At 48.3% G+C, this 17,517-nt stretch carries 15 protein-coding genes and 2 pseudogenes; 6 read left to right on the top strand and 11 right to left on the bottom strand.

Going from position 1 to position 17,517, the window contains the following annotated elements; all coding sequences use genetic code 11:
• Positions 1 to 4: 4 nt before the first annotated feature.
• Together ltrA and SYN7336_RS32910 are read left to right on the top strand one after the other, a co-directional pair.
• Positions 5 to 937, top strand: a pseudogene (gene ltrA / locus SYN7336_RS24465) (group II intron reverse transcriptase/maturase); the annotation flags it as partial.
• A 7-nt stretch (positions 938 to 944) separates the two neighbouring features.
• A complete protein-coding gene (locus SYN7336_RS32910; protein WP_227498598.1) occupies positions 945 to 1,343 on the top strand; it encodes a group II intron maturase-specific domain-containing protein in 399 nt (132 codons plus the stop codon).
• Positions 1,344 to 1,433: 90 nt separating this feature from the next.
• Here the strand turns inward: SYN7336_RS32910 and SYN7336_RS04575 are convergent, their stop codons facing one another.
• Both SYN7336_RS04575 and SYN7336_RS04570 read right to left on the bottom strand, forming a co-directional pair.
• Positions 1,434 to 1,871, bottom strand: a complete 438-nt coding sequence (locus SYN7336_RS04575; RefSeq protein ID WP_017324749.1) for a DUF6220 domain-containing protein — start codon at positions 1,869 to 1,871, stop codon at positions 1,434 to 1,436.
• 2 nt (positions 1,872 to 1,873) lie between these two features.
• Positions 1,874 to 2,551 carry a DJ-1/PfpI family protein gene (locus SYN7336_RS04570; RefSeq protein ID WP_017324748.1) on the bottom strand — a complete coding sequence of 226 codons (678 nt, stop codon included), beginning with the start codon at positions 2,549 to 2,551 and terminating at the stop codon, positions 1,874 to 1,876.
• 95 nt (positions 2,552 to 2,646) lie between these two features.
• Here SYN7336_RS04570 and SYN7336_RS04565 point away from each other — a divergent pair, with 95 nt between their 5' ends.
• Complete coding sequence (locus tag SYN7336_RS04565; protein ID WP_017324747.1) at positions 2,647 to 3,369, top strand: LuxR C-terminal-related transcriptional regulator; 723 nt, start codon at positions 2,647 to 2,649, stop codon at positions 3,367 to 3,369.
• 165 nt (positions 3,370 to 3,534) lie between these two features.
• Here SYN7336_RS04565 and SYN7336_RS04560 read toward each other — a convergent pair whose 3' ends face one another.
• The 6 genes from SYN7336_RS04560 to SYN7336_RS04530 form a co-directional block, all read right to left on the bottom strand.
• On the bottom strand, positions 3,535 to 4,752 hold the full coding sequence (locus tag SYN7336_RS04560) for a Fic family protein (protein WP_017324746.1): 1,218 nt from the start codon (positions 4,750 to 4,752) through the stop codon (positions 3,535 to 3,537).
• Positions 4,753 to 5,147: 395 nt separating this feature from the next.
• The gene (locus tag SYN7336_RS31645) at positions 5,148 to 5,321 is read right to left on the bottom strand and encodes a hypothetical protein (protein WP_017324744.1); all 174 of its coding nucleotides are present in this window, start codon (positions 5,319 to 5,321) and stop codon (positions 5,148 to 5,150) included.
• The gene (locus tag SYN7336_RS04545; RefSeq protein ID WP_017324743.1) at positions 5,318 to 5,665 is read right to left on the bottom strand and encodes a hypothetical protein; all 348 of its coding nucleotides are present in this window, start codon (positions 5,663 to 5,665) and stop codon (positions 5,318 to 5,320) included. The genes SYN7336_RS31645 and SYN7336_RS04545 overlap by 4 nt, the downstream gene beginning before the upstream one ends.
• A 483-nt stretch (positions 5,666 to 6,148) precedes the next feature.
• Positions 6,149 to 6,841, bottom strand: a complete 693-nt coding sequence (locus SYN7336_RS32155) for a DUF3800 domain-containing protein (RefSeq protein ID WP_026100691.1) — start codon at positions 6,839 to 6,841, stop codon at positions 6,149 to 6,151.
• Between the two features lie 947 nt (positions 6,842 to 7,788).
• Entirely contained in the window at positions 7,789 to 8,703 is a 915-nt protein-coding gene (locus SYN7336_RS24455; RefSeq protein WP_202951138.1) for a hypothetical protein, read from the bottom strand.
• Positions 8,704 to 8,923: 220 nt separating this feature from the next.
• Positions 8,924 to 10,246 carry a DUF3644 domain-containing protein gene (locus tag SYN7336_RS04530; RefSeq protein WP_017324739.1) on the bottom strand — a complete coding sequence of 441 codons (1,323 nt, stop codon included), beginning with the start codon at positions 10,244 to 10,246 and terminating at the stop codon, positions 8,924 to 8,926.
• A 454-nt stretch (positions 10,247 to 10,700) separates the two neighbouring features.
• Here SYN7336_RS04530 and SYN7336_RS04525 point away from each other — a divergent pair, with 454 nt between their 5' ends.
• Both SYN7336_RS04525 and SYN7336_RS24450 read left to right on the top strand, forming a co-directional pair.
• On the top strand, positions 10,701 to 11,993 hold the full coding sequence (locus SYN7336_RS04525) for an IS110 family transposase (protein WP_051039760.1): 1,293 nt from the start codon (positions 10,701 to 10,703) through the stop codon (positions 11,991 to 11,993).
• Between the two features lie 556 nt (positions 11,994 to 12,549).
• A pseudogene (locus tag SYN7336_RS24450) lies at positions 12,550 to 13,534 on the top strand (integron integrase).
• Between the two features lie 161 nt (positions 13,535 to 13,695).
• On the opposite strand, the gene SYN7336_RS04510 reads toward SYN7336_RS24450, so the two are convergent.
• From SYN7336_RS04510 to SYN7336_RS04500, 3 genes are all read right to left on the bottom strand, one after another.
• Positions 13,696 to 15,180 carry a hemolysin family protein gene (locus SYN7336_RS04510; RefSeq protein WP_017324734.1) on the bottom strand — a complete coding sequence of 495 codons (1,485 nt, stop codon included), beginning with the start codon at positions 15,178 to 15,180 and terminating at the stop codon, positions 13,696 to 13,698.
• A 103-nt stretch (positions 15,181 to 15,283) separates the two neighbouring features.
• On the bottom strand, positions 15,284 to 15,862 hold the full coding sequence (locus SYN7336_RS04505; RefSeq protein WP_017324733.1) for a hypothetical protein: 579 nt from the start codon (positions 15,860 to 15,862) through the stop codon (positions 15,284 to 15,286).
• 31 nt (positions 15,863 to 15,893) lie between these two features.
• Positions 15,894 to 16,802, bottom strand: coding sequence for an RluA family pseudouridine synthase (locus SYN7336_RS04500; protein WP_017324732.1), 909 nt, complete (start codon positions 16,800 to 16,802; stop codon positions 15,894 to 15,896).
• A gap of 319 nt (positions 16,803 to 17,121) precedes the next feature.
• Between SYN7336_RS04500 and SYN7336_RS04490 the strand changes: the two genes are divergently transcribed.
• On the top strand, positions 17,122 to 17,460 hold the full coding sequence (locus SYN7336_RS04490; protein WP_017324730.1) for a hypothetical protein: 339 nt from the start codon (positions 17,122 to 17,124) through the stop codon (positions 17,458 to 17,460).
• Positions 17,461 to 17,517: the final 57 nt, after the last annotated feature.

Genomic DNA, 17,517 nt, shown 5'->3' with positions numbered 1-17,517 from the left:
AGCCATGACGAACTCAGGCGTGTCAATGAACCCGAGCGGGGGAGATACGGACTGGCGTTACGGCATACAGCCAGCCTTAGGCTTGAACCTGATGGGTCGAGTTGTGGAGAGCGCCAATGTCCGACAGGCATGGCAGCGTGTGAAGTCCAACCAAGGCGCACCCGGCAGTGACGGGATGAGCTTAGAGGACTTCCCCGCCTACGCCCGAAAGCATTGGCCCACAATCAGCCAATCCCTATTGGAGGGCACGTATCAACCTGCTCCCGTGCGCCGGGTGGTCATCCCCAAGCCGGGAGGCAGAGGAGACAGATTGCTAGGGGTGCCTTGTGTTCTAGACCGGTTCATCCAGCAAGCTGTCTTGCAAGTGCTAACGCCGATGTTCGACCCTGAGTTTTCGGAATCGAGCTTCGGCAGCCGACCCAAGCGCTCTGCCCACGGAGCCATTGCACAGGTAAAAGACCACAGGAAAGCGGGACATCGTATCGCGGTTGACCTGGATTTGGAGAAATTCTTCGCTACAGTGCAGCACGATGTATTGATGGCTCGCGTATCGCGGCAGGTGCATGACAAAGTGCTCCTGCGGCTGCTCGGTCGATACCTGCGGGCAGGCGTCATGGTGGACGGCCTCGTCCAGGCAACGGCATTGGGGACGCCGCAAGGGTCTCCGTTATCGCCTTTGCTCGCCAACATCCTGTTGGACGATCTCGAGCGAGAACTGGAGAAACGAGGTCACCGCTTTGTCCGCTATATGGACGACCTGGTCATTCTGGTCAAAAGTATCCGGGCAGGTCAGCGAGTGATGGCAAGTATCAGCCGATATCTGACCCAAACGTTAAAGCTGCGGGTCAATCGGCAGAAATCTCAGGTGGTCAGTGTCCAAGCATTGGAGGAGCTCGGATTCAGCTTCCGAGGGATGCGGGTGTATTGGTCGCAGAAAGCCTTTGATGACTTCAAACATCGACTGCGTGGACTCACCTCCCGCAGTTGGGGTCTCAATGGAAGAACGCCTGACTCGGTTAAACCAGTACTTGCGAGGATGGATGGGCTACTTTGGCATCTCGCAATACTACCAACCGATTCCAGAGTTAGACGGATGGTTGAGGAGGCGGGTTCGGATGTGCTACTGGAAACAGTGGCGACGAGCGCGCACTCGCATTCGTAATCTTCTGGAGTTGGGTACGTCTAAGCGTCAGGCAATTTTGACCGGCCTTAGCCGTAAAGGTTATTGGCGCTTGTCAAGAACGCTGGCGACGCACAGTGGGATGACTAATGAGTGGCTAAAAGAGCAGGGATTGCTATCAATTCGCGACCTTTGGATGAAAGCCCAAGGGTATGCGAAATAGCCTCAATTCATGTTTGCTCCGCGATATTGAACCGCCCTGTGCGGACCCGCTTGCAGGGCGGTGTGGGAGGGGGGAGTTAAACACTTCTCCCTATCCCGATTTTGCTGCGCTCTTTTCACCTCCCTGTTTCATGTACTCACGCGATACACGGTGTACGAGGCTTGAAGAAACATAGAACAACGTGAAGCCAATGAGAGGATGCAGCACCTCTAAGTGAAGCGAAGTTTTCAGATGGATACTGCAAAACTGAAGTCCCAGCAGCACCGGTAGACTGACAGCAAGCGATCGAACTCTGTTTGAGAATGGAGCCATTAATGCTCCTGCCAACAATATCAGCGATAGTCCGCCATACCCTCGCACGAGCCACACATGAATAGTCCACCAGGCAGGATCGCTAAAGTAGGCAACGCCAACCGTTAATACCTGAGCAATTAAGCAAACGTTAAAAACGATGGAAATCACATAGAAACTAATCTTTACCCGATTTGAAACGGTGATATCGCGATCTTTCTCCAAAGCTGTAATCATGATTAGCTTGCTGTTTTTGCGAGTTTTAAGCTGGACAGTTTCTGCATGTATAACATTGCTTTATTAACGATTTCAGGGCCTGCTTTTTCGGGAGAACCTGTATCAAAGGGTGGGGCGGGATCGTACTCCAGTAATAATTGAACGATCTTGGCGGTTTCCTCATCGTAAAGGATGCTCGCGATCGTCAAACCAAAATCAATCCCTGCTGTCACACCGCCACCCGTGATACGATTGCGATCGACCACGACACGCTCAGTCCCCACCTCAACGCCTGGATGTGTCATGAGTTGTTGGCGCATTCCCCAGTGGGTCGCTGCTCGGTACCCCTTGAGCAGACCCGCTTTCGCCAGAAACTCCGATCCGCCACACACAGAAGTGACAAACTTTGCCGTGCTGCCCTGTTTGCGGAAAAACTCCAGCACTTCTGGATCGTCTCCCACGGCTTGTTGTTCTAAACCGCCGCCGACACAAATCACGTCCAGGGGTGGGCAATCTGTAAAGGTGGTATCCGGCACAATCGACAATCCGTCATCGCAGACAATGGGGTCTAGCGCTTTCCAGATGCGATGTAGTGTGACATTGGGGAGGGCGCTAAAAACTTGATGGGGGCCGACTATATCCAGTGAGGTCATGCCAGGATAAAAAACCAAGCCAATAACGTATTTTTGTGGGTCGGTCATGAATTAATTTCCTTTGGGTGACTGCATTGAATCTCCTCTTATACTAGAAGCGGCGATCAGCCCGGCATAGTCCTCGATCGGGTACTCTTTTCACCATGACTATTTCCTTGAGCCCATTATTTGAAGAAATCCACCGGGCAACGGATGAAGATAACTTGCGATCGCGCCTTGCGCCCAAGCTTGGGGAATACTTTGCTGCCAAGCGATCGGGAATATTTTTCTTCGACCAACTTTTGGAAGATCTAAGGTTTCAACCCGTTCTCAACCTTGCCCTGTCTCTGGAGCATAATCCAGTAGCGCGTTACGTCGCAGAACGCCACACTCCCGTCCATGAGAGATTGGTGACGGTACCCAAGGCTTGGAAGTTAATCTGTCCTCGTCCGGATCATTGGCATGTGATGGCAGGACCGATCGTCAGTCGTGGTCAATTAATTGGGACTGTAGGTTTCACTCGCGAACAGTCAATGCCTGCCTTCAATACACAAAATCTAGCCGATTTGAGCGCTGTCTGTTTACACTTGTCTGATTGGGTTTCAACAGTGCGTTCACGAAGTGTTTCCGAAGGAAAATCTCAACACCCATCATTCAAGGCAGATTGCTTGACGCCTCGTGAATTACAAATTGCTGAATTAGTCGCCTTGGGACGAACCAATGCAGAAATTGGGACTGAACTTTGGATTACCGAGAATTCTGTGAAGCAAGCTCTGAAGCGAATGTTCCGTAAGCTTGAGGTTTCGTCTCGTGCCGAAATGGTTGCGCAACTTTCAGCAACAAAATACCATGTGCTAAGTTTGAAATTGCCAAACCCCGATCGTTAGCTTTTCGCTTACACTCTCACCGATCAATCAGCGGCATAACGGTTGCATCACCGGCGGGAAGAAGATGTAAACGAAGCGAAACATTCTTAGTCCGTCCGGTGCATGCAAGAGTTAGGCGATTGATTTAGTGGAAAAAAAGACGGGACAATTATGAATCAGCTTCGCTCACTCATTACTGCGTTCATTCGATAGTTTAGAGGTGCCGTCATCCTGATTCAAAATATCTAGGTACTCTGTATAGATATACACTTTATTCCTGGGTTTACCTGTTGCCTCGGTCACGATACCAAGTTTTTGAAGATCGTCGATAGCACGTTTAACAGTTGGCTTCGTTGTTCCACAGGCTTCTGCAGTTTCAGGAATCCGGATTGCGATCCTTTTCTTTAAGTAATCGTAGACTGTCAAGTTTGACTGCACTGCAACTGACTGGTAAATCGAGCCTTTCCGCGACTGCTCTACTACTTTCCGATCTCGCTCAAAGAGGGCCATTAGAGCACGGATCTTATCTGTAGCTTGATTGGCAGTGACGGTAACACCTTCAAGGAAAAATACAAGCCACTCTTCCCAATTTCCTTGGGTTCTTACGTCTTGAAGAAGACTATAATACTTGTCACGGTGCTTTTTAAAATGAAGGCTCACATAAAGCCACGGCCTTTCCAATACTCCTTCTGCAACAAGCATAAGTGCTATGAGCATACGACCTACTCGACCATTGCCGTCAAGAAAGGGGTGAATTGTCTCAAATTGCGCGTGTGCAAGCCCTACCTTGAGCAAAACAGGATACTCCGTAGAATGGAGAAATTTTTCGAACGCACTGAGTATGTCTGGTAACTCATGGGGGGGAGGTGGCACAAACATGGCATCACTGGGTTTACTTCCCCCAATCCAGTTCTGGGAACGTCTGAACTCTCCAGGTGCCTTTCGATCGCCACGAGTGCCACGGACAAGTCGTTCATGAGACTCGCGAATCAGGCGTAAGCTGAGCGGCAGCGTCGAAAGGCGATCAATGCCATAGCCCAATGCACCGATGTAATTGGAAACCTCTTGAACATCTTCCAATACAACTCCCGGCATTGACTGATTCTCATGCAGAAGCAAATCAGCAATGGATGACTGAGTTCCCTCAATCTGGCTTGACAGCACAGCTTCCTTCCGGATGTAACTGTATAGAAGTTCTTCTGGCCCTGGTAGTAGTCGCCCAATCCCATCAAGTCGCCCTAAGGCCAACCCGGCAGCTTCAAGCTGTCGCTGAAGCGCTGAGTCTACCGTAATTGCTGGAACAGGTGGTAAAGGCGCAGGAATAAAGGCCTCATAAGAAGTTTCACCACTGCCCTGCCACACCCACTGCCCTGCCCGTTCTGCTTTCTTAGTAAAGGATGGCATACTTACAGAATTCTTAGTAAAGCAAACTAGGCTTTACTTTACTAGAGATCGTTAAAACAAGTAAAGCCAAAATGCAAAAAATATTTGAATCGAGGGTGCTGTTTGCAGAAGCATTTCACACAAAAGTCAGCCTAACGTCCTTGAGCTCAGCGGTGCTAGATAATCTCTCAACAAAGAGCGACAGTTTTGCTAAGCATCCGTTGCAGCGAATGGTTAGGTTTGATGGCCAACTTGCAATAGCTAGACCAATTAGGGCGATCGCAGGTTAGCACCTCCCAATTTCACCCACAAAATTTAAGCTCAGCAGAAACCTAACGGTGGTGCTCAGAGGCGCGAAAGACAATCTAAAATTCAAGCAGGCAACGTATGAATTGAGCATCCCTTGTAGTACAGGGTTAAGCATTAGCCTGATGTGAGCTATTATGTTGGCTAACGGTTTGCTCCCACTTGGCTGTGAATTCCTCGGCCTGTTGAGAAAATAGCTGCATCTTAGCTTCCGCAGCTTCGGCTAATGAAACGACTTCCTCTAGCTTAGATTGACCAACAGTGCTTTGTTCTACTTGTGTCATGATAGCTTGCTCAAGCGACGAACAGAATTCTCTACCAACATTTTAGCCTCTAATGTCACTCCAAGTAAGGCTGCTAACTCCTCACCAGCGTCTTGAAGTCGTTCTGCTTCTAGGTTTGCTTCGGAAATTGTTTTTACCGTTGTCTGAATTCGCCCTCTATAGTTTTCTGCAAAAAACGAGACATTGTTGAAAATTGCAAATAATCGAGTGAGTTCGGTACTATCTGGAGTTGCTCGAAGTTTTTCCCAGGTGATTTTCAGACCATGTTGGGCAATCTGCTGAACTTGGTCAAGTTCCTGAGTAAGCTGGGCAATCAGGGCATCAAGTGCTTCTGGAGTAGACATTGAAAGAGAGTTGCTGGTTAGATCTTGCCCAGAATCTTATCAGCCCATGTCCCAATTCCCAGCCGAGATGCAAAACTTGTAAGGCTGGAAGTCACTTTGGCATCCCTAGGGCTAACGGCCTTGAGCTCGGCGGTGATAGATCGACTCTTAAAAGAGAATCGATAGTTTTGACAAGAATCTGCTGCAGGAGTGCTTAGAGTTGATGGCCGACTTAAAACAGATAATCCAATTATGGTGCGATCGCAGCCTAGCACCTCCCCATTTCACCCAAAAATCTTAAGGTCAAGTGAATGGTTAGGTTTGATGGCCGACTTGCAACAGCCAAGCCCATTATGGCGATCGCAGGCTAGCACCTCCCAGTTTTACCCACAAAATTTAAGGACAGTAGAAACCTAACGTTCCGGTTGAGCGGCTGTTAGGAAACTTTGCAACATCACCAAGATCTCTCGGCAGTCCGTTCCAACCGGGTTGTTATGCCGCGACTCATTGCAAGATGTGTAGTCCGTGAACTACACCACCTTCTGAATCAAATCTAGGTTCAATGATAGGGAAAAATCTATTATCCCCCTTTTCAAAATGCCTAAAAACAGCGTATGCAATCAAGTCAGCAAGTTGAATCAGTCTTGATGCTTTTGAATCTAAAAAGAGAGGTACTTCTGAAAAGTTCCTTATCACACCCCAGGTGTATCCAATCGTCCTAAAATCAGTTGCCAAGGATTGAATTGTTGTCTCATAAGTGGATTTATCAAAGATGATGATTCCTCTGTGCGTGTTGCCGTTCCTATGCAATCTCATTAAATACTTATCAAATCTACTGGCTAACTGCTCAAATGCAGCCTCAACGGGGTCTTTTGGATATACCGCAGATTTCTTGATCACGCTTGCAAACAATCGATTGCTGGGATGAGATTGTAGAAAAACTTTTAGGGCATCTTCAATCGCTTGATGCCGATCTTCTTTAGGATGACTCCTCCATCGCCCTCTTCCTCCGAATATTGGGCTACCATGTAACTCAACTGCTGCTGGATCAGCAGGATCAAACCTAGCTGCAATTTGGTCAAGCTGGTTAGCAATCCAATATCCTTGTCGCTCAAATACACAAAACCCAGCTAGCACGAAATACTGTTGATTTGGGTCGTGGGTTGTACCAGACTCATCTACGTACAGTAGATACATGCTGCTTCATATCCCTTTAAAAGCAAAATCAGTCAAGGGAAGACCATGCTCCCACGATCCGAAAAGGTCAGATCTCTTGACTGTGCCCGTAATTATATCACTTGCTCCACACATTGCCTACTTCATCTGAGGCTCCTCCTAAGATACCGTTTAGGTGACAATCCTACAAATGACTCAGCGGCATAATGGCCTTGAGTCTAGCGGTGCTAGATTAACTATCAACACAAGATCGACAGTTTAGCCAAGCATCCGCTGCGGCGAGTGGTTAGGTTTGATGGCCAACTTGCGGTAGCTAAACTCATTAGGGCGATCGCAGGCTAGCACCTCCCAACTTTACCAACAAAACTTAAGGACAGCAGAAACCTAACGGCCTTGAGGTTAGCGGTGCTAGATAACCTCTCAACGAAGAGCAATAGTTTTGCCAAGCATCCGCTGCGGCGAATGGTTAGGTTTGATGGCCCACTTGCGGTAGCTAAACCCATTAGGGCGATCGCAGGTTAGCACCTCCCAATTTCACCCACAAAATTTAAGCTAAGCAGAAACCTAACGTCCTTGAGGTCAGCGGTGCTAGAGAGACTCTCAACGAAGAGCGACAGTTTAGCCAAGCATCCGTTGCAGCGAGTAGTTAGGTTTGATGGCCAACTTGCGGTAGCTAAACCCATTAGGGCGATCGCAGGTTAGCACCTCCTAATTTCACCCACAAAACTTAAGGAAAACAGAAACCTAACGTTCCTGGTCAGCGGTTGTCGAGATCTTTACATCCTATCCAAGCAACCTTAGTCAATCCGCTGCACCAGGGTTGTTAGGCGACATCAGTACAGCGTATTCTGAACCATGTTTTCCCACATTTTATCTCGTTGAAGCTCCTGGCCGTGAAGAATTACGATTCCAAAGGTATCGTCAACAACTCGTCGGCCCCTATCGTAAACATGGGCATGAATTCCTTTTTATTGAGGACGGTTTGCTGTCCATAGGACAGCTGGCGTAGATGCCCATAATTCAAACTTTAAACCAGTGTATTCATCAAGATTAACAGCTCTGTCAGGAATGATGTAAGTATTGCTGTTACTGAACTGATCATGCAGGGGTTTTAGGGGGGTAGAGACAATTGGCTCAGGACTCCAAATGCTGTCGTTACCACAATTACCGCAGAAATGCTTTTTGTGCGGTTTTCTAGCAAAATCGCCTAAGTCTAAATGTGGGTAACCACATTTCTTACAAGTAACACATGACATTTCCCGTTCCTCCTCCAGTGAACGGACAAACTCGAATGCTGCAGGCGGTGTAACTTGTATCTTTGTAATTTCTGGATTAGCAAAGAGTCCCATATTTTCGTTGTAGGAGCACACGATTGCATCAAAGTCTCTGTCTATAAGCTTGTTCGACTCTTCTTGGAATCGCTTATGGACATGAATTTTAGGAGCTCTTTTCTCGATATCTTCGGTGGAAAGTGCTGGGGGAAGTGAACACCAAATACCAATTTCCTCAAAATTCTTGAACTCGATCTCTAGAGGGTTAACGACATAGCTCATCTTTGTAAGATGATTACTGCAAAAGACTTCTCCTGACTCGGATGTAGCCGCGTAGTCAGCCTTAACCCCCCAATGTATCTGATGGGTCTTGCAATACCAGCGCTTCGCCCCATTTCGAAATTTGCCTGCGGGGATAATTTGACAAGGGAGTACAGCATCATCACCTGATTTTCCCTCAAACATGCCGAAGGCTTCTTCAGAACTAACCGCAATATTGCCGATTGTCCTACCTGGTGCCCAACAAACGGCATCGGCCGCGCTGTAGCCGTCGTGAGAAAAAGCTATATCTTCTTCGTCACCAATTTTTCGCAGAAATTCCTTCTTCGCCATGCCAGTACCCTTGTTTGACCACTCGCATTCCCAGACTTCGACTTTCTGCGTTTCTTTATTAATCCTTCTAGAGTAAAACATTACAGATTCCGATACTGATTTTGTCCGCGAACTGTCCAACGTAATAGTAGGAAAAGCGATATTTACACTAATAACTTTATCTTATCTTCTACACTAGAAGTCTTAGAATATTGGAAGGCCACTCAAATAATTCCCTCAATCACTTTCTTTTTCTCTTAGATTTATTTGAATTGCCTTTCCGAGCTTTTTCTAAATATCCTTCGATGTTCATGACTTTATCAATAAACTCTTGAACGGCAAAATCTGAATAATAGTGAATAACAGGATCTTTGTTTTTATAATGATATTTATTATTGCTATTTTTCCATTTAAGTTTGGCAGCAACAGAACGGAAGCAGTGACTGTTAATTTCAGGCTTTGTAGTTATCTTATTACGGGCAACCAGTTTATCTGCTAGGACATTGATTGAATAATGTTCATAAAGTCTCCTGTTGATTTCGTTTATTGCGGCGCTTTCTTTGAAGGGATGTGTTTTGTCACGGTCTGTTGGTTTTTCAAGGATAATTGCCTTTTTTAGTCCTTCAATTCCCTCTTCCGCTCTTGCCAGAGTGATCATATTACCTTGCTCATCGTTTCGAGCAAAAACAAGTCTTACATTGAGGGGTATAGCGAACTGAATGTCATCCGTATTTGTAGCTTCTTCCGTTAAGTCAGCAATTAAGCTAGAAACTTCATTTCCAATTTCTTGACCGTAATTACTATGCAATGCGGCAATGGAGGGCTGTCTTAAATCTCCAACAAGCGAAAGCATCCCCGAATGTGTAGATGAAATAAAAGGGAGTTCAGTAAATTCTTGAAATCTAGTCGAATAGTTCAAAACACCAGACTGAAAAACCCTGGACATTATGCCTTGCACTTCAGGCATTAGAAGATGAACAGCTTGATCTCGATAAAATGCAACTCGTTCAATATTCTTTCTAACCAGATTGTCTGTTTTGTAGAGTTTATCTAGGCAATCTCGGAGTGAAATAGTTTCTCGAATTCCTTTAGTATTTCGACTTTTTCTAAAAACTGCTTCTTCGCCTTTTTCTTCTATCAAGATAGCTTTCAAGAGTTGTTCCCAAGCGGTACAGAAACAAAGGACAAAGCCATCCATTCTATTTTCCAGAGAAGGCCTATTATAAAGCTCTAGGGCTAACAGCATATTATCTCTGGATTTCTTGAGTAATGCTTTTGCCAACCTTGACTTACAATTGTGTCCTAAGCCTCTTCTGTGCTTACTTTGTGAAAGCAGTTGTGTAAATGTTTGAACAGAAAGGTCTATAGAATTAGAGGCTTCAAAATATCCATCCTTAACTTCACTCAGAAAATCTGAAAGTTGACCTTTATTCCAATATGTTAAGAAAGTTGACTTTTGCCATCCAGTCGTTTCAAGAATTTCTTCCTCAGAGATGGTATCACCACCTAGCTCCTTCTTTTGTAGGAGTTCCAGCAGATTTTCGTGGGAGCGAGCCACTTTCATGAAAGCCTTAGAAAGTAGTTAGTTTAAACGGTTCTAATCTACAGCAACTTCAAATGGCAACCCTAATGAGCATGGCATTTTCTAGAAGTAGACTTTCAGATGATTCCAGCCCGTTAGCTCAGAGTCGCCTAACGTCCTTGAGGTTAGCGGTGCTAGATCAACTCTCAACGAAGAGCAATAGTTTAGCCAAGCATCCGCTGCGGCGAATTATGGGGAGACGAGCCACGCAGGGGTCAGATAGACTCGATGTCAGGCTCGGAGGGAGAGGGTGACGACTGTGCGGTGACTGGCAGTAAGATGCCTATAACCATAGCGATCGCACTCTCTCCTTAATCCCTTACTTTCTACTAACGAATCCTCAGGGCAAGGATACACTGAATCCTTCCATAATCTTTTCGCCAGAGGCAAGGGTTCCGAGCTGGCTCTATTGTGACATCAACAAGGAAAGATGGACATGGATATCATCAATTCTTTGCAAAATGCTTCGCCAGCAGGCCCCACAGAAGCAGCCTACATTGGTATTGACTGGTCTGACCGTAAACACGACATCTGCTTATATGATGTCGAACAACAAACTCACGAATTCTGTATTATTGAGCATCGGCCAGAAACGATTAACGAATGGGTAGAGGGATTACGAAAACGTTATGGTGGTAGTCGCATCGCAATCTGTACAGAACAAAAGTGCGGTCCTCTCATCTATGCCTTATGTAAATATGACTTTCTAGTGCTCTATCCTGTCAATCCCAGAACCGTCGCTAAGTACCGACAAGCCTTTAAGCCCAGTCGTGCCAAAGACGATCCAACAGATGCAGCCCTGCTGGTAGAACTACTGAGCAAACATCGCGAACATCTCCATGTTTGGGAACCCCAGAGTACTGAGTTAAGAAAGCTAACCCAACTTGTGGAAAGTCGCCGCAAGCTAGTGGGTGACAAAGTCAGATTGAGCAATCGAATCATTGCGACATTAAAGAATTATTATCCTCAAGTGTTGGAGTGGTTTGAAGATAAGGACACCCAGGTCTTTTGTGAATTCTTGTTAGAGCACCCAACCCTCAAAGCCGCACAGGCAGCTAGTTCAGAGGAATTAATCAAATTCTTTCATATGCACAATGTCGTTCGTAAGGCAGCAATCAATCGACGCTTGGAGCAAATCAAAGATAGTACACCGCTTACAGAGGATAAGAGTGTGATTGAGACAATGGAGTTACTGATGAGAACATGGGTGCAACAGTTAAAAATGTTACTGCTGAGTATTCAGTCATTCGATCGAGAAATTGAGAAGATATTCACTACTCACCCTGATTCCGATCTATTTTCATCCTTCCCAGGTGCTGGTCCCCACTTAGCTCCCCGCCTATTAGTTGCCTTTGGAGAAGATCGTAGCCGCTACACATCAGCTCAGGAGATATTATGTTATTCTGGCATTTCTCCAGTCAAGGAAAAGAGTGGCAAGAAGGAATGGATTCATTGGCGCTGGAGTTGCCCAACCTTTTTGAGACAGACGTTTGTTGAATGGGCAAATCATTCTCGGCATTATTCATTTTGGGCGAGTGAGTTTTACGATCGCCAAAAGCAGATTGGAAAAACACATCAGATGGCTATTCGTGCCTTGGCATTTAAATGGATTCGTATCGTATATCGATGCTGGCAAGATCGTCAGCCTTATGACGAAGCCAAATACTTGATGGTTCTCAAAAGGAAAGGCTCTCCATTAGTAAAAAATATTGCGACTGAGGCAGCTTAAGTTATAGTCAACCATTTCACTTAAGCTGTCTACAGACTATCGAGAAAAAGTAATTAAATCCAAAAAATGTCGCAATAATCGGCAAAAAGTCGAGTACGAAAAATAGTTGATAGAATCTAGAGACAAGCCAAAGTCTGAGCCAATTAGACAATATCTTTTAGTCGTATCTTGACTTCGTACGCCTCAGGGCCTATGGTTAGGTTTGATGGCCAACTTGCGGTAGCTAAACCCATTAGGGCGATCGCAGGTTAGCACCTCCCAATTGTACCCACAAAACTTAAGGACAGCAGAAACCTAACTATACTTAGGGCTCTACTTGCAGACTAAGCCGCAGACCTTTTTTGAACCTTAAGTCATTACAGTCCTCGCCTAGACAGCACACTAGAAGAGTAGCACTCAGATAATTAAGTGACAACACTGGGCAAAATGCAAATACAGAAACCAGTATAAAAGTAGCTGTAGTCTTTGCCAGACAAGCATCCCAGCCACTTTGCTACTTTAAATTGGGCAGTACTTAGGCTGCATATGCACTTGTACACACTGAAAATGGAATCTTATGCGGCCCACCATAGATGAATCAACCAAGCCCAGAAAACTGCTCGATCGCGTGCGAGATGCACTGCGCACCAAGCACTATGCCTATCGCACGGAAGAAAGTTACGTTCAATGGATCCGCCGCTTTATTCTCTTCCACAATAAACGTCATCCCAATGAGATGGGAGAAGCTGAGGTAGAAGCCTTCCTCACCCACTTGGCAGTACAAGGCAATGTGGCAGCCTCTACCCCAACATCAAGCCCTCAGTGCCTTACTCTTCCTCTATCGATATGTCCTGAAGCAGCCCCTTGCAGAATCCATTGAAGCAGTCAGAGCAAAGCAATCCAAGCATTTGCCGACGGTTTTGACAGTAGACGAAGTTCAACGCTTGTTGCAATTTTTGGAGGGCACTCATCAGCTACTGGCCAAGCTGCTATACGGCTCGGGAATTCGAGGTAAAGAGGGACTACGCCTGCGGGTCAAAGATATCGATTTTGGCCAATCTCAAATTATTGTGCGGGATGCCAAGGGGAATCGCGATCGCATCACTATACTTCCCCAAAGCATCACCGCACTCTTGCAAGCCCATTTGGTCCAAGTCAAGCAATTACACCAGGACGATCTCGCCCAGGGTTATGGGACTGTATACCTACCCTATGCTCTAGCCCGCAAATACCCCAAAGCCGAAAGGGCATGGATTTGGCAATATGTTTTCCCTGCAAAACGGCGGAGTGCCAATCCTCGCAGTGGCAACATAAGGCGGCATCATTTAGATGACGGCTTCCTGCAGCGATCGCTCAAAAAAGCAGCTCAACAAGCCCAAATCTCAAAGAAGGTAAGCTGCCATACCCTACGCCATAGCTTTGCAACCCATCTGCTGCAAAACGGCTATGACATTCGGAGTATTCAGGAATTACTGGGACACAAAGACGTAAAAACAACCATGATTTATACTCATGTCCTCAACCGTGGCGCTATGGGAATCCGTAGCCCCTTGGATTTATAAAACTCCAAAACAATCAATGGCGAGTGTGCCTTGAAATGGATTGCGATTTAGATGTGACAGAAGATGCAGTCGGAGAACAACTCAACGAGGAAGTGGCTGTTTTGGTCAATCAAGCCGACGAAGAGAAATAGATGTATGAGTCCCTCTCGCGCATGGCTGTATTAAGACTGTGCCGGGGGTGGCGGACTGGCGATCGATCGCTCCTCTGCCACTTCGGCCTCTTCCAGTGTCTCGTTCTCCTCTACCGCAGCAGGAGCGACAATTTCGATCTGAACCCGATCGAGTCGCGGGCCATCTACCCCCACAACGGTAAAAATCAGATTGTTGTACACAAACGTTTCGCCAATTTTGGGGATTTTCTGCATGTGATAAATTAAAAAGCCTCCCAGAGTTTGGTAATCGTCCTGCAGGGGCAATTCGAGGGATAACTCCTCATTCACTTCATCCAGATCCACCTGGGCTTGCACTAAGATGCGGCTGTCGCTCACGCGCTGAAACTCGGGTTCTTGCTGACCGTCTCCATCATCGGAGATGCGTCCCACAATTTCTTCCACCAAATCCCGCACGGTAATTAAACCGGCAGTGCCGCCAAACTCGTCCACCACCATGACCAGCGGCAGCCGTTGCTCCTGCATTTCTGACAGGAGTTCTCCCACCCGCTTGTTTTCGTGCTCGAAGTGGGCGCTTTTAACAAAGGGGGCGATCGCGCTGTCGAGGCTGCATTCTTCCCGGCCTAAGGCCCCCACCACATCTTTCACCTGGACAGTGCCTTGAATGGTATCGAGGGATTCTTCCATGACGGGATAGCGGGAGTGGTTGGACTCGGCCACCTCTGCCAGTAAGTCCCGCACTGTAGCGCCCTGGGCGATCGCATCGATACTGGTGCGCGGGGTCATCACTTCACTGGCCACCGTGTCTCCAAACTCGAACACGTTCGCCAATAGCTCCCGTTCTTCTTCTTCCAAGCTACCGGATTCGCCTGACGAGGCAATCAATAGCTGTAACTCTTCGGAGGTCACGGCATCGTAGAGGGTGGCGGAGTCAGGAACTGGAATGCGGCACAGTTTGAGCAGCAAGTCAGAGGACCAGTCCAGCAGGCTGATGAGGGGCAGTAACAGCAACTTAGTCCAACTGCTGAGTTTAATCAGTTGCAGGGCGGTGGGTTCGGAATAAATAATGGCGAGGGTTTTAGGAATTAACTCGCCAAGCAGCACTTGCAGATAGGTGAGGAGCGAAAAGGTGAGCAGTACAGCGATCGCACCAGCGTTGACTGAGGGGCGCTCGAGCCAGCCGCCAAGCCCGGGAATGGCTAGGATGCCTATCTGCATTAGGGGCGCCACCTGCATTGCCCCAATCCAGCCCAAAGCCAAGCTAGAGATGGTGATACACAGTTGCGTCGTGGAGAGAAACTGACGGAGCTGTTCTTGTTCTTGCTGAATTAACAGAGCGTTGGCATCTCCTTGACTCGCTAACTGAGCGATGCGGGAGCGGCGAACGGAGACAATGGAAAACTCGGCAGCCACAAAAAATGCGTTCACCAGCAGTAGGAGTACCACCCACAAGAGACGAATCAGAATGTCGGCCTCGCTGGTTGTACTGGCGGTTTCGGCAGCAACTGCTGCCAGCCATGATGGAGGTTCACCCATCGGGGGGATTGTGGAAAAAACGATTGAGTATTGAGATGCATTCTAACCCAGCGGCTGCTGAGTGCTATGGGGAAAGTGACGGCTCGGACGATCGGCGATCGCCTCAAAGCACCGCCAAACTGATGCCCAACTGCTGCAAGCCAGTCGCGATCGCCCAGGCATCGGTCAAGAGTAGCAATAGGGTACATCCCAACAGTGCGATATACATCCACGGCTGCGCCAATGCCCGCACAGTCGAGGTATCGATTTCTGTGTTTTCCCGCACGCTTGCGAGGAATTGCTGAAAGCCCACAATTCGCATCGGCAGCAGATAGGCTCGGCCAGACTTGCTGACAAAATAGTAGATGAGACCCCCTTGGCCCGTCGTGCGAAAAGACAGATCGCGAATGTCAGACCAGGGTAGCGACCAGCCCTTGCGCAGCCACCGAATCCAGACGGGATAGGTCACGCCAACCTCGCGATCGCTGCTTTCCACCCGTTCGCTCAATACTCCAACCAGAACCACTAATCCGATCGCGATACCGACGGCCAAGCCCAGCGGCGGCACGGGCGCTCCCGTTACTTCAGCCAAGATCGGTAGAGGAATCGTCAGGGCTAAATACAGCGCGAGTAGTGTGAATCGAATCAGCGGCGAAATCTGAAAAACCCTCGCGGTCGATATTGGGGTCGAGGTGGCTGGCATTGCAAGATCCAAAATGAGCGGACTTATACCCTCAGGATAAAATCTCTGGGGCCAGACACTCCACCGCGATCGCTCGGTCGGTGCGGGGATGGTTAAACGATAGGCGACAGGCGTGCAGGTGATAGCCACCATCCCCCGGCAGGGGAACTTTATCCGTCGAGGTGGGGGGGATGGGTTTTGGGACACCCCCGATCGCATATAGCGGATCGCCCAAAAGCGGATAGCCGACTGAAGCCAGATGAATGCGGATTTGGTGGGGGCGGCCCGTCAAGATCGCCACCTCTACCAGGGTGGCATCGGAACGCCGCTCTAGCACTTGACAATCACTGCGGGCAAATTTACCGGTTTCAGTCGCAGCGTAAAGATATCCCAGCAAGGGATGGCGAACTTTACCGATTGTCGTTTCGATCGCACAGCGATCGGGCAGATCGCCAGGACCGATTAAGGCTCGATAGAGCTTATGGATTTGGCGATCGCGCATTTGGCGACTCAAATCGGCTTTAGCCAGAGGCGATCGCGCCAACAAGACTAACCCCGAAGTGCCGCGACCCAATCGATGCACGGGGACAGGCGGGGCTTGCGGATATCGAACTTCGAGCTGCTTCAGCAGCGTATGGTCTAGAAATCCTCCTCCCGGCAGTACGGGCAGTCCTGCAGGCTTTGCCACCACCAATAAATCGGGGTCTTCGTAGCGTATGTCAAACCCGAGGGGAACTTCGGGCTCTTGCCAGGGGGGGCGGCGATAGGCCAGATGTTGGCCGACTCGAAGGAGGGTAGCGGCGGTGGCGGGGCGATTGTCGAGCCAGATCTGACCTGCCTCAATCCGGGCGAGCCATTCTGTCTGGCTGGAATGTCGATGCTGTTGGGTGTAGTAGGCCAAGACGGTTTGACCGGCAGCACAGCGATCGACCTGTTCTCGATAAATCCAGCCCCGATTCATGACTGAATCGGCCAATGCATCCCAACCCCCAATCCTTCGAGCTGTCTACTCTGGCAAGCTTAAGGCTTCACCCAAACTCCATGCTATGACATCCATGGGAGATCGGGACCAATTGGCCGAACAGCTCCAATCGCCCTCCACGGACCTCGCCCCTCAAGCTAGGCAAGCAAAGCAAAACTATGGCGACTATTGACAACTGCCTGTGTTATTCTCAGATGAGAATACTTCTTAATAAGAAGCCGTTGGTTTAGCTGCCAACATTTGGGGTCAATGTCTTTACGAGAAAAACTATGAATGCATTTAGCCAGGAGACCCAGTCATGTTGCACAGAGCAAAGGTTTGGCTCGCCGCTGGAGCGCTAGCGTTAGCGGGTTTTGGTACGCTCGCCCCTTCTACGGCCTCGTCAGTTGCTGTTGCAGACAATGAAGTCGCTACCTCTACGATCCGCGATTTTCGCCCTGCTATGGGTGGGTCAGAATTGACTCCGATCTCAGTTGAACGTGGCGGTAGCGCCATAGAAGGATCTTCCCAGCCGATCGAGATCGAGAGCAGGCTCGCGGGTTACTCGGCGGGCTGGCAATTCGTGTCGGGCATTGCCTTTTTTGCTCTAGCGGTCAATGCCTCGTTGATGAGTGTGTATTTCTTGCGAGAAGAATAAGGGTTCGGAGGCGATCGCAAGCAATACAGCGATCGCCCTTTGTTGCGCCTGCCGAAA

It is taken from the genome of Synechococcus sp. PCC 7336 (genome assembly GCF_000332275.1).
In the GTDB taxonomy this organism is placed as follows: domain Bacteria; phylum Cyanobacteriota; class Cyanobacteriia; order Thermostichales; family PCC-7336; genus PCC-7336.
Note: the sequence above shows the minus strand (reverse complement) of the source record. Positions and strands in the feature narration are given on the sequence as shown.

Excerpts from the sequence above, each read along its gene's own strand:
- SYN7336_RS32910 (WP_227498598.1), top strand. The coding sequence starts at position 945 with ATGACTTCAAACATCGACTGCGTGGACTCACCTCCCGCAGTTGGGGTC.
- SYN7336_RS04575 (WP_017324749.1), bottom strand. The coding sequence starts at position 1,871 with ATGATTACAGCTTTGGAGAAAGATCGCGATATCACCGTTTCAAATCGG.
- SYN7336_RS04570 (WP_017324748.1), bottom strand. The coding sequence starts at position 2,551 with ATGACCGACCCACAAAAATACGTTATTGGCTTGGTTTTTTATCCTGGC.
- SYN7336_RS04565 (WP_017324747.1), top strand. The coding sequence starts at position 2,647 with ATGACTATTTCCTTGAGCCCATTATTTGAAGAAATCCACCGGGCAACG.
- SYN7336_RS04560 (WP_017324746.1), bottom strand. The coding sequence starts at position 4,752 with ATGCCATCCTTTACTAAGAAAGCAGAACGGGCAGGGCAGTGGGTGTGG.
- SYN7336_RS31645 (WP_017324744.1), bottom strand. The coding sequence starts at position 5,321 with ATGACACAAGTAGAACAAAGCACTGTTGGTCAATCTAAGCTAGAGGAA.
- SYN7336_RS04545 (WP_017324743.1), bottom strand. The coding sequence starts at position 5,665 with ATGTCTACTCCAGAAGCACTTGATGCCCTGATTGCCCAGCTTACTCAG.
- SYN7336_RS32155 (WP_026100691.1), bottom strand. The coding sequence starts at position 6,841 with ATGTATCTACTGTACGTAGATGAGTCTGGTACAACCCACGACCCAAAT.
- SYN7336_RS24455 (WP_202951138.1), bottom strand. The coding sequence starts at position 8,703 with ATGGCGAAGAAGGAATTTCTGCGAAAAATTGGTGACGAAGAAGATATA.
- SYN7336_RS04530 (WP_017324739.1), bottom strand. The coding sequence starts at position 10,246 with ATGAAAGTGGCTCGCTCCCACGAAAATCTGCTGGAACTCCTACAAAAG.
- SYN7336_RS04525 (WP_051039760.1), top strand. The coding sequence starts at position 10,701 with ATGGATATCATCAATTCTTTGCAAAATGCTTCGCCAGCAGGCCCCACA.
- SYN7336_RS04510 (WP_017324734.1), bottom strand. The coding sequence starts at position 15,180 with ATGGGTGAACCTCCATCATGGCTGGCAGCAGTTGCTGCCGAAACCGCC.
- SYN7336_RS04505 (WP_017324733.1), bottom strand. The coding sequence starts at position 15,862 with ATGCCAGCCACCTCGACCCCAATATCGACCGCGAGGGTTTTTCAGATT.
- SYN7336_RS04500 (WP_017324732.1), bottom strand. The coding sequence starts at position 16,802 with ATGAATCGGGGCTGGATTTATCGAGAACAGGTCGATCGCTGTGCTGCC.
- SYN7336_RS04490 (WP_017324730.1), top strand. The coding sequence starts at position 17,122 with ATGTTGCACAGAGCAAAGGTTTGGCTCGCCGCTGGAGCGCTAGCGTTA.